Below are 10,896 nucleotides of genomic sequence, written 5' to 3' on the forward strand. Positions count from 1 at the left end.
CCCCGCCGGGAGCGCGGCGGTGACCGGACCGCGCAGGGGGCGGGGACGCCCGTCACGGGCCGAGGCCGCCGCGGGCCCCGGCACCCGGGAGCGCATCCTGGAGGCCGCCCGCGCGGAGTTCGCCGAGCGCGGCTACGACAAGACGTCGGTGCGCGGCATCGCCAAGGCCGCGGGTGTCGACCCGGCGCTCGTCCACCACTACTTCGGTACGAAGGACGAGGTCTTCGCCGCCGCCATCGAGCTGTCCTTCGAGCCCGCGCTGATCATCCCGGCGATCGTCGGCGGGCCGGCCGAGGGCATCGGCGAACGGCTCGCCCGGTACTTCCTCTCCGTGTGGGAGAACCCGGTGACCAGGGCCCCACTGCTCGCCGTCATCCGTTCCGCGCTCACCCACGAGGCCGCGGCGAAGGTGCTGCGCGGCTTCGTGCTGCGCCGGCTGCTCCAGCGGGTGGCCGCCGACCTCGACGTACCGGATCCGGAGTTCCGGGCGGAGCTGGCCGCGTCGCACATGATCGGCATCGCGATCCTGCGCTACGTCGTGCAGGTCGAGCCGCTGGCCTCCGCGCGGCCCGAGGACATCGTGGCCATGGTCGCCCCGACGCTCCAGCGGTACCTGACCGAGGACTGAGCCGTCCGTCCCGCTATGCGGACAGCCTGTCCAGATCTTGGAGCCGAGGCGTACGCTCGAAGTGTCCACATCCGTCCGAAGGAGCGAGCGACGATGCCCGAGCTGAGGTCCCGCACTGTCACCCACGGCCGCAACATGGCGGGCGCCCGCGCCCTTATGCGGGCCTCCGGTGTACCGGGCGCGGACATCGGCCGCAAGCCGATCATCGCCGTCGCCAACTCCTTCACCGAGTTCGTGCCCGGCCACACCCACCTCCAGCCGGTCGGCCGGATCGTCTCCCAGGCGATCAGCGAGGCGGGCGGCATCCCGCGCGAGTTCAACACCATCGCCGTCGACGACGGCATCGCCATGGGCCACGGCGGGATGCTCTACTCGCTGCCCTCCCGCGACCTGATCGCGGACAGCGTCGAGTACATGGTCGAGGCGCACTGCGCCGACGCCCTGATCTGCATCTCCAACTGCGACAAGATCACCCCCGGCATGCTGATGGCCGCGCTGCGCCTCAACATCCCGACGGTCTTCGTCTCCGGCGGCCCCATGGAGGCCGGCAAGGCCACCCTCGTGGACGGCACGGTCCGCACGCTCGACCTGGTCGACGCCATGTCGGACGCCGTCAACGACAAGATCTCCGACGCGGACATGCTCCGTATCGAGGAGAACGCCTGTCCGACCTGCGGCTCGTGTTCCGGCATGTTCACCGCCAACTCGATGAACTGCCTCACCGAGGCCATCGGCCTGTCCCTCCCCGGCAACGGCTCGACCCTCGCCACCCACACGGCCCGCCGCGCCCTCTACGAGAACGCCGCCCGCACGGTCGTCGAGCTGACCGACCGCTACTACGCCCAGGGCGACGAGTCCGCCCTGCCGCGCAACATCGCCACCACGGCGGCCTTCGAGAACGCCATGGCCCTCGACATCGCCATGGGCGGCTCCACCAACACGATCCTGCACCTGCTGGCCGCCGCCCAGGAGGCGGGCGTCCCCTTCGGGCTGGACGAGATCGACGCCGTCTCGCGCCGCGTGCCGTGCCTGGCCAAGGTCGCCCCGAACGTCGCGAAGAACCGCACGTACTACATGGAGGACGTGCACCGCGCCGGCGGCATCCCCGCCCTGCTCGGCGAACTGCACCGCGCGGGTCTGCTGAACGAGGACGTCCACAGCGTCCACAGCCCCTCGCTCTCCGACTGGCTCAAGACGTGGGACGTCCGTGGCGGCTCGCCGTCCGCGGAGGCCGTCGAGCTGTGGCACGCCGCCCCCGGCTGCGTCCGTTCCGCCGAGGCGTTCTCCCAGTCCGAGCGCTGGGAGACCCTGGACGTCGACGCCGCAGAGGGCTGCATCCGCTCCGCCGAGCACGCCTACTCCAAGGACGGCGGTCTCGCCGTGCTGAAGGGCAACCTGGCGGTCGACGGCTGCGTCGTGAAGACCGCCGGTGTCGACGAGTCGATCTGGACCTTCGAGGGCCCGGCGGTCGTCTGCGAGTCGCAGGAGGAGGCCGTCGAGAAGATCCTGCTGAAGGAGATCAAGGAGGGCGACGTCGTCGTCATCCGCTACGAGGGCCCCAAGGGCGGCCCCGGCATGCAGGAGATGCTCTACCCGACCTCGTATCTGAAGGGCCGGGGCCTGGGCAAGACCTGCGCCCTGATCACCGACGGCCGCTTCTCCGGCGGTACGTCGGGCCTGTCGATCGGCCACGCGTCGCCGGAGGCGGCGAGCGGCGGCACGATCGCGCTGGTCGAGAACGGCGACCGCATCCGTATCGACATCCCGAACCGCGGCATCGAACTCCTCGTCGACGACGCCACGCTGGCCGCCCGCCGCGAGGCCCTCGGAGGCGTGTACGCGCCGAAGAACCGCGACCGCAAGGTCTCGGCCGCCCTGCGCGCCTACGCGGCGATGGCCACGAGCGCCGACAAGGGCGCCGTCCGGGACGTCAGCAAGCTCGGCTGAGCCCCCGCGCTCCCGGCCCCCCGGCCCGATGCCCTTCGGGCCCGGGGGTCACCAGGCCGCCGGATCGCCCGCGTCCACCGCGAACACCGACCCGTCCGGCGCCGTCGCGAACACCCTGCCGTCCACCACGGCCGGCGCGGGCAGCAGCGGAGCGAACGTGTACCGCCCGCCGTCCATGCGCGGCTTCGTCATCCCCAGCAGTACGCCGCGCCCGGCGTCCACGGCCAGCAGCCGTCCGTCGGCCGCCGTCAGATGGACGTGCCCGCCCGCCACGACCGGGCGGGACACGTGCGTCACGCCCGTCTCCAGCCGCCAGCGCTGCGCCCGCTGGGCGCTCCCGCCGGTCATGTCCACGGCCGCGAGCGAACCGCCCGACCCGACGACGTACACCGTGTCGCCCGCCATCACGGCCTGCGCCTGGTCGGCCGGGACCGTCAGCGGCACGCGCCGGGCGGTGCGCCCCGACAGGTCCAGCCGTACGACCGCGTCGGTGTACAGGTCCGCGTCCGTGGACAGCAGCAGCAGCGCGTCCGACGACGCCTGTACGGGGCCGAGGGCCCCCGTCAGCCGCTCGGTCCACCGCACCCGCCCGTCCGCCGGGTCGACCGCGGTCACCAGCGTGGCCGCCGCGTCCGGCGAGGCGGCCGCGGCGTACACGCCCCCGCCGCCGGTGATCCACTGGGCGCCGGGCGCGGCGAGCCGCCGCTTCGTCCAGCGCTCGGCGCCGGTCGCCCCGTCCAGCGCCCGCACGGTGCCGTCGGCGGTCACCAGCAGCACCGTGTCGCCGGAGTGCAGGACGTTGGCGTACGCGGACACGTCCTCGGCCCACCGGACGGCGCCGGTGTCGGGCGCGAGCGCCTCCAGGCGGGCGCCGCCCGGCACCATCACGTGGACCAGCCCGCCGCTGATCACGGGCGCGGTGCCGGGCGCGGCCCCGGCGGCCCCGGGGGCCCCGGCGGCTCCCGCCGTGTGCGCCGCACCGGCCGGGGCCGCGTCCACCGCCCAGGCGGTGGCACCGTCCGCGGGGCGGAGGCGGGCCGCCTTGAGTCCGGGCGCGGTGCAGTACAGGGCGCGGTCCGCGTCGGCCGCGCACAGCGGCGTGAGGCTCTCGCCGCGGGCCGCGCCCGGAGTGACGGCCCAGGGGCGGAACGCCGGGGCGGCGGCCTCCCGCCCCCCGCCGGAGGTGGCCGGCCCGTCCGCCGGGCCGCCGCCCCGCACCCCGGCGACCCCGCCGGCGATCACCGCGGCGAGCACGGCGAGCCCCGCCGCCGCCAGGCGCAGCCGCCGCGTCCGGCGCGGCACGGCCCGGGCGCCGCCCCCGGCACCCGCGCCGGCCCCGTCCCCCGGTGCGCCCTCCATGCCGGCGGCTTCCGTGCCAGTCGCTTCCGTTCCGGCCGTGTCCTCCGCCCGCCGCTGCCCCGGCACGAACGCGACCGCACCGGCACCGGCACCGCTCCCGGCGCGACCGGCACCGCCCCCGGAACCGTCCGCACCGACACCGACCCCGCCATCCTCGGCACCGCCTCCGACCCCGGCACCCCCGTCAGCCCGCAGTTCGCCCATCAGCTCGTCGGCCGTGGGCCGCTCCGCCGGGTCCTTCGCCAGGCACCGCCGCAGCAGCGGGACCAGGTCCTCGGGGACACCCGCCAAGTCGGGCTCGTTGTGGACGACCTGGTAGGCCACGATGTACGGCGAGTTCGAGTCGAACGGACCGCGCCCGGTCGCCGCGTGGACCAGCACGGCGCCCATCGCGAACACGTCCGCCGCCGGCCCCACGTCCCGGGGCCGCTGGAACTGCTCGGGCGCCATGAACGGCGGCGTGCCGATCAGCTTCCCCGTCTCGGTGCGCAGGTCACTGTCCGCAGGGCGCGAGATCCCGAAGTCGATGACCTTCGGGCCGTCGGCGGCCAGCAGCACGTTGCTGGGCTTCAGATCGCGGTGCACCACGCCGGCCCGGTGGATGTCGCGCAGCGCCTCGGCGAGCCCGGCGCCCACCCGCCGCAGCTCCCCGGAGCCCAGCGGGCCGTTCCGCTTCACCCGCTCCGAGAGCGTCGGCCCGTCGATGAACAGGGTGGCCATCCAGGGCCGGCCGGCATCCGGATCGGCGTCCACCACGGGCGCGGTGAACGCCCCGCTGACCCGCCGCGCGGCCATGACCTCCTGCCGGAAACGCGCCCTGAACTCGGCGTCCGCCGCGTGCTCGGCGTGCACGACCTTGACCGCGAGCCGCAGCCCCGAAGCGGACCTCGCCAGGTGGACGACCCCCATGCCGCCCGCACCCAGGCACTCCTCCAGCCGGTAACGGCCGGCGTACTCCGGATGCTCCGCTTCCGGGAACGGCCCGGAAGCCGGTCCGGTACTGCGCAACGGCGGCATCGCCACCCCCGTGTGTGTTCGTCCGCGCGCGTCCCGCGTCCAGCGCGACGCACGGAGCCTAGTCGATGATGCGTGCGATCCCCTCAGGGCTTGTTAGCCTGCGCGCGGCGCGCGTGCACGGGGCACGCGCTCGACGGGGGAGGGGCCGTACGGCCATGGAAGAAGTGACGGAAGAAGCGGTCGGGACCACGGCGTACACCGTGAAGCGCTACCCGGTGGCCCCCGGCCACCGACTGAACGTGCGCAGCGGCCCGGGCACGAACTACAGCCTGGTCAAGGTCCTGGCCGAGGGCGTGCGCGTCCCCATCAACTGCCAGAAGCCGGGCCAGACGATCACCGGCCCGTACGGCACGACCAACCTGTGGGACAACATCGCCAACGGCCAGTACGTCTCCGACGCCTACGTGAACACCGGCAGCGACGGTTACGTGGCCGTGCGCTGCTCCTGACCGCCCGGCGGTCCGCCCGGGGATAATCGACCCCGTGAGCGACCACACCAGCACCACCACGCACGGCACCCCCGCCGGGCCGCAGCCCGAGCCCCTCCGCTTCTTCGGTACGACCTGGGTCGGCCACGACGGCGGATACGGGCTGCGGCGCGCCGGGGTCGCCGTCGGCTCGCTGGCCTGTGCCGTGGCCGGCGCGTTCGTCCTCCGCTTCGCCCACCAGGGCCTGGCCATCGCCGACATCGGCGGCTTCGTCAACACGCTGCTCGTCGTGATGTTCGCCGTCTGCACCACCATCGCCTTCAGCCGGACCTGGCAGGGCTTCACCCGCCGCCCGGCCGACCCGGCCCGCGAGGACGCGCTGCGCAGCCTGAAGGCGATCGGCTTCATCGGCTCCCTGCTCGCGTATTTCCTCCGCTCCCTGGTCGAGGCGCCCGGCGAGAAGCTGCTGCGCACCGAGTACGAGACGGCCCGCGCCCAGTACGACAAACGCCGCTCCACCCGCGCGGGCAACCCGGCCGCCCGCAAGAAGCCCCGCAAACGCTGACAAGCGCCCATCCCCGCCCCGGCGGCCCGCGATCGACCACCCGCCGAGCGCATCCGCTCCCCCGATGCCCCGGCCGCCGACGCCGCGCCGCCACCCCGGCCCAGCCGCCGGCTCCCCGCCCGGGCCATACCTCCCGCCCGAGCCGCCGACGCCGCCGAGCGCTCGCCCCCGCTCCAGCGGACCCGCCCCGCAGACGCCGTAATGGATCACCCCCGCGCGCAGCTGTCCCCAGCCGCCCGGACCCGGCCGCCGCCCCGCCCAGCCGCTCCCGGGCTGTCCCATCCGCGCCGCGACGCCGCCCGCCGGACACCGCCCGCTCCCTCCCTTCCCCCCGCCGTAAGCCACACCCCCCGCCGTAAGCAACACCCCGGCACGCACCCACGCGGCCGCCACCGCTCCCTTGACGCGCCTCCCTCCACGCGCAATATTCATCACATGGTGAATATTATCGGCCACGCCATCGAGGCACACGCCCTCAGCGCCGTACGCGGCCGCCGCACCGTCCTGCGCGACCTGGGCTTCACCGTGCCGCGCGGACAGGTCACCGGCCTCCTCGGCCCCTCCGGCTGCGGGAAGTCCACGCTGATGCGCGCCGTCGTCGGCACCCAGGCCCAGGTCACCGGCACCCTCACGGTCCTCGGCCGCCCCGCCGGCGACGCCTCCCTCCGCGCCCGGATCGGCTACGTCACCCAGGCGCCCTCCGTCTACGACGACCTCACCGTCCGCCAGAACCTCGACTACTTCGCCGCCGTCCTGCTCCCCGGCCGCCACCGGCGCGACACCCGGGCGGAAGCGGTCACCCGCACCCTCACCGACGTCGACCTCACCTCGCACGCCGACGCCCTCGCCGGAAACCTCTCCGGCGGCCAGCGCAGCCGCGTCTCCCTCGCCGTCGCCCTGCTCGGCACCCCGGAACTGCTCGTCCTCGACGAACCGACCGTCGGCCTCGACCCCGTGCTCCGCCGCTACCTGTGGGACCTCTTCCACCGCCTCGCCGACGAACGCGGCGTCACGCTCCTCGTCTCCTCGCACGTCATGGACGAGGCCGAGCGCTGCCACCGCCTCCTCCTCATGCGCGCCGGAGAACTCCTCGCCGACGACACCCCCGAAGCCCTGCGCCGCCGCAACGACACCCCCACCGTCGAGGGCGCCTTCCTCCGCCTCGTCGACGCCGCCACCGCCGCCGACGCCGCCGACACCCTCCAGGAGACCCGGCGATGAACGCCTCCCGCGTGCTCGCGACCGCCGCCCGCGTCCTGCGCCAGCTGCGTCACGACCCCCGCACCATCGCCCTGATGCTGCTCGTCCCGGTGCTGATGATCACCCTGCTCCGGTACGTCTTCGACGGCAGCCCCGGCACCTTCGACTCCGTCGGCGCCTCCCTGCTCGGCATCTTCCCGCTGATCACCATGTTCCTGGTGACCTCGATCGCCACCCTGCGGGAACGCACCTCCGGCACCCTCGAACGGCTCCTCGCCATGCCCCTCGGCAAGGCCGACCTCATCGCCGGCTACGCCCTCGCCTTCGGCCTGCTCGCCGTCGTCCAGTCCGCCCTCGCCACCGCGACCGCCCTCTGGCTCCTCGACCTCACGGTCACCGGCTCCCCCTGGCTGCTCCTCCTGGTCGCCCTGCTCGACGCCCTCCTCGGCACCGCCCTCGGCCTCTTCGTCTCGGCCTTCGCCGCCTCGGAGTTCCAGGCCGTCCAGTTCATGCCGGCCGTGATCTTCCCCCAGCTCCTCCTCTGCGGCCTGTTCACCCCGCGCGACACCATGCAGCCCGCCCTCGAAGCCCTCTCCGACGCACTGCCCATGTCGTACGCGGTCGACGGGATGAACCAGGTCCTCCGCCACACCGACATGACCGCCGACTTCGTCCGCGACGCCCTCGTCGTCGCCGGCTGCGCCCTCCTCGTCCTCGTCCTCGGCGCCGCCACCCTCCGCCGCCGCACCCCTTAGCCTCCCCACATGATCGACAACGTGATCGACCTCGGACTGTGCGACACCACCGGCCGCCCCGTCACGCTCCACGGCGTGGACGACCACAACTGGCGCGCCGTCGCCGACACGGCCCCCCGCGACGACCAGCGGGACCACGTCCCCGCCCTCGCCGCCCGCTACCTCCTGCTCTCCCTGCGCGAGGACGTCTGGCACTCGCTCGCCGTCCTCGCCGGCGACGAGGTGACCGGCCACGTCATGTGGGCCCGCGAGGACGACGGCACGCACTGGATCGGCGGCATGCTCGTCGACGCCGCCCACCAGGGAACCGGCATCGGCCGGGCCGCCGTGCGCACCCTCGCGGCCTGGCTCACGGACAAGGACGACTGCCGCGCCGTCCGCCTCTCCTACCACCCGGACAACACCCCGGCCCGCGCGCTCTACGAATCGCTCGGCTTCGTCCCCACCGGCACCGTCGAGGACGACGAGATCGTCGCCGAACTCGACCCCACCCGTACCGCCCCTCGGACAACCGCGCCCTGCCCCCCGCCCCGGTGCGAGGATGGCGACACGTACCCCCACCCGGCGAGGTGAACAGCAGCCATGACCCAGACCGTCGCAGTCCTCGGTACCGGCAAGATCGGTGAAGCCCTGCTCAGCGGCATGATCCGGGCCGGCTGGCCCACCGCCCACCTCCTGGTCACCACGCGCCGCGCCGACCGCGCCGAGGAACTGCGCACCCGCTACGGCGTGGAGACCGTCACCAACGCCGAGGCGGCCAAGCGCGCCGACACCCTCATCCTGGCCGTGAAGCCGCAGGACATGGGCAGGCTCCTCGACGAGCTCGGCCCCCACGTCGCCCCCGACCGCCTCGTGGTCAGCGCCGCCGCCGGCATCACGACCGCGTTCATCGAGGAGCGGCTGCCCGCCGGCGCGCCCGTCGTCCGCGTCATGCCCAACACCCCCGTCCTGGTCGACGAGGGCATGTCCGTCATCTCCGCCGGCAGCCACGCCACCGGCGACCACCTCGCCCACACCGAGGAGATCTTCGGCGGCGTCGGCAAGACCCTCCGCGTCCCTGAGTCCCAGCAGGACGCGGCCACCGCCCTCTCCGGCTCCGGCCCGGCGTACTTCTACTTCCTCGTCGAGGCGATGACCGACGCGGGCATCCTCCTCGGCCTGCCCCGCGCCCAGGCCCACGACCTGATCGTCCAGGCCGCCATCGGCGCCGCCGTGATGCTCCGCGACAGCGGCGAGCACCCGGTCAAGCTCCGCGAGGCCGTCACCTCCCCGGCCGGCACCACCATCAGCGCCATCCGGGAGCTCGAGAACCACGGCGTACGCGCCGCCCTGATCGCCGCCCTCGAAGCGGCCCGCGACCGCAGCCGCGAGCTCGCCACCGGCAACGGCTGACCCCGCCCGCCGTCGGCCCCACCACCCGGGGCCGGCGGCACGCGCCCGCCACCACCCGCCACCACCCGGCGGTCACCCCGGCGGCAGCAGCCCCACCGCCCGGTACGCCCGGTCCACCACCGGGCGCGCCACGGCCCGCGCCCGCTCGGCGCCCTCCCGCAGCACCGCATCCACGTACCCGGGCTCGGCCACCAGCGACGCGTGCCGCTCCCGCAGCGGCCGCAATACCTCCACCACCGCCTCGGCCACGTCCCTCTTCAGCGCGCCGTACGACGTGTAGGCCCCGGCCAGCTCCGCCGGCTCCCCGCCCCCGCACGCCGCGAGCACGTCCAGCAGGTTCGCCACGCCCGGCCTGTTCTCCCGGTCGTAGGCCACTTCCCGCCCGCTGTCGGTCACCGCCCGCATGACCTTCCGGCGCACCACGTCCGGTTCGTCGAGGAGATAGACGATCCCGGCACCGTTCTCGTGCGACTTCCCCATCTTTCCGGTCGGGTCCTGGAGGTCCATCACCCTCGCCCCCACCTTCGGGGGCGTGGCCCTCGGCACTGTGAAGGTGTGCCCGTACCGCTGGTTGAACCGCACCGCCAGGTCCCGCGTCAGCTCCACGTGCTGCGTCTGGTCGTCCCCCACCGGCACCTCGTCGGTCTCGTACGCCAGGATGTCCGCGGCCATCAGCGCCGGGTACGTCAGCAGCGACACCCGCACGCTCTGACCGGCCGCCCGCGCCGCCGCCGACTTCTCCTTGTACTGGATCATCCGCCGCAGCTCGCCGTCCGTGGCCGTGCACTCCAGCAGATAGGAGAGCCGCGCGTGCTCGTCCACATGGCTCTGTACGAAGAGGGTGCACCGCCCGGGGTCGAGTCCGGCCGCCAGCAGCAGCGTCACCGCCTGCCGGCTGAGCCGCCGCACCCGCGCCGGATCGTGCTCCACGGTCAGCGCGTGCAGGTCCACCACGCTGAACAGCGCGTCGGCCCGGTACTGGTCCACCTCGGCCCACCGGCGCACGGCTCCGAGGTAGTTCCCCAGCGTCAGGTGTCCGGTCGGCTTGATCCCACTGAAGATCCGCGTCATGGCGTCCTCCTCCATCCTTCGGTGGAGGCCGCCGCCACCGCGGCCGGGCCTCCCCCGGGGAGAAACGCGAACGGCCGCCGAAGCGGCGGCCGTTGAGTGCATGCGTGTCTGCGCGGCCGCCGTCAGGCGGCCCACCACAGGGTCGTGAACGCACGCGATGTCATGCCCGCAGAGTACGGCAGGGGACCCGGGGTTGACACGGCTTTGCTCCGTCCGTACTGTTCTCCGGGTTGTCCGACGTGAGCGCCGACCCCGGTCGGTCCCCGGACAGCCATTCCGCAAGAACCACTCCAAGCGAGCGACGATCCGTCGCCCCGCTTTCCGTGCGCTTTTGCGAAATGAGGAATCCGCGTTCGAACGGACGCAGCCCGATTAGCGTCGGGGCCACGGAATCCGCTAAAGTCTCACTCGTCGGAACGGCCCAACAGCCGGAAAGACAACCCCCTCTGACTGGGAATCAGGCCCGAAAGGATCTGATAGAGTCGGAACCGCCGGAAAGGGAAAGCGCGAAAGCGCAGAACAGCCCGGCAGCCC

At 73.8% G+C, this 10,896-nt stretch carries 10 protein-coding genes; 8 read left to right on the forward strand and 2 right to left on the reverse strand.

The window, feature by feature from the left end; genetic code table 11:
* Window positions 1–19: 19 nt before the first annotated feature.
* Both A4V12_RS02075 and ilvD read left to right on the forward strand, forming a co-directional pair.
* The gene (locus A4V12_RS02075) at window positions 20–628 is read left to right on the forward strand and encodes a TetR family transcriptional regulator (protein WP_064067400.1); all 609 of its coding nucleotides are present in this window, start codon (window positions 20–22) and stop codon (window positions 626–628) included.
* 93 nt (window positions 629–721) lie between these two features.
* Complete coding sequence (gene ilvD, locus A4V12_RS02080) at window positions 722–2,575, forward strand: dihydroxy-acid dehydratase (protein ID WP_064067401.1); 1,854 nt, start codon at window positions 722–724, stop codon at window positions 2,573–2,575.
* 48 nt (window positions 2,576–2,623) lie between these two features.
* Here the strand turns inward: ilvD and A4V12_RS02085 are convergent, their stop codons facing one another.
* Window positions 2,624–4,951, reverse strand: coding sequence for a protein kinase domain-containing protein (locus A4V12_RS02085; protein ID WP_064067440.1), 2,328 nt, complete (start codon window positions 4,949–4,951; stop codon window positions 2,624–2,626).
* A 155-nt stretch (window positions 4,952–5,106) separates the two neighbouring features.
* Between A4V12_RS02085 and A4V12_RS02090 the strand changes: the two genes are divergently transcribed.
* From A4V12_RS02090 to proC, 6 genes are all read left to right on the forward strand, one after another.
* Window positions 5,107–5,400: a hypothetical protein gene (locus A4V12_RS02090; protein ID WP_064067402.1), complete on the forward strand. Its 294-nt coding sequence runs from the start codon at window positions 5,107–5,109 to the stop codon at window positions 5,398–5,400.
* A 34-nt stretch (window positions 5,401–5,434) separates the two neighbouring features.
* Complete coding sequence (locus tag A4V12_RS02095) at window positions 5,435–5,944, forward strand: hypothetical protein (RefSeq protein WP_064067403.1); 510 nt, start codon at window positions 5,435–5,437, stop codon at window positions 5,942–5,944.
* A gap of 435 nt (window positions 5,945–6,379) precedes the next feature.
* Window positions 6,380–7,165 carry an ABC transporter ATP-binding protein gene (locus A4V12_RS02100; RefSeq protein WP_064067404.1) on the forward strand — a complete coding sequence of 262 codons (786 nt, stop codon included), beginning with the start codon at window positions 6,380–6,382 and terminating at the stop codon, window positions 7,163–7,165.
* On the forward strand, window positions 7,162–7,899 hold the full coding sequence (locus tag A4V12_RS02105; protein WP_064067405.1) for an ABC transporter permease: 738 nt from the start codon (window positions 7,162–7,164) through the stop codon (window positions 7,897–7,899). The genes A4V12_RS02100 and A4V12_RS02105 overlap by 4 nt, the downstream gene beginning before the upstream one ends.
* Before the next feature lie 9 nt (window positions 7,900–7,908).
* Entirely contained in the window at window positions 7,909–8,472 is a 564-nt protein-coding gene (locus A4V12_RS02110) for a GNAT family N-acetyltransferase (protein ID WP_199831200.1), read from the forward strand.
* 9 nt (window positions 8,473–8,481) lie between these two features.
* Window positions 8,482–9,291: a pyrroline-5-carboxylate reductase gene (gene proC / locus A4V12_RS02115; protein WP_064067406.1), complete on the forward strand. Its 810-nt coding sequence runs from the start codon at window positions 8,482–8,484 to the stop codon at window positions 9,289–9,291.
* A 72-nt stretch (window positions 9,292–9,363) separates the two neighbouring features.
* On the opposite strand, the gene trpS is transcribed toward proC, so the two are convergent.
* A complete protein-coding gene (trpS, locus tag A4V12_RS02120; RefSeq protein WP_064067441.1) occupies window positions 9,364–10,362 on the reverse strand; it encodes a tryptophan--tRNA ligase in 999 nt (332 codons plus the stop codon).
* Window positions 10,363–10,896 lie beyond the last annotated feature (534 nt).

This window comes from Streptomyces noursei, assembly GCF_001646665.1.
Lineage (GTDB): Bacteria > Actinomycetota > Actinomycetes > Streptomycetales > Streptomycetaceae > Streptomyces > Streptomyces lavendulocolor.

Bases quoted from the DNA above. Each gene is read 5' to 3' on its own strand.
- ilvD (WP_064067401.1), top strand. From the start codon at position 722: ATGCCCGAGCTGAGGTCCCGCACTGTCACCCACGGCCGCAACATGGCG.
- proC (WP_064067406.1), top strand. From the start codon at position 8,482: ATGACCCAGACCGTCGCAGTCCTCGGTACCGGCAAGATCGGTGAAGCC.
- A4V12_RS02085 (WP_064067440.1), bottom strand. From the start codon at position 4,951: ATGCCGCCGTTGCGCAGTACCGGACCGGCTTCCGGGCCGTTCCCGGAA.
- A4V12_RS02090 (WP_064067402.1), top strand. From the start codon at position 5,107: ATGGAAGAAGTGACGGAAGAAGCGGTCGGGACCACGGCGTACACCGTG.
- trpS (WP_064067441.1), bottom strand. From the start codon at position 10,362: ATGACGCGGATCTTCAGTGGGATCAAGCCGACCGGACACCTGACGCTG.
- A4V12_RS02100 (WP_064067404.1), top strand. From the start codon at position 6,380: ATGGTGAATATTATCGGCCACGCCATCGAGGCACACGCCCTCAGCGCC.
- A4V12_RS02110 (WP_199831200.1), top strand. From the start codon at position 7,909: ATGATCGACAACGTGATCGACCTCGGACTGTGCGACACCACCGGCCGC.
- A4V12_RS02105 (WP_064067405.1), top strand. From the start codon at position 7,162: ATGAACGCCTCCCGCGTGCTCGCGACCGCCGCCCGCGTCCTGCGCCAG.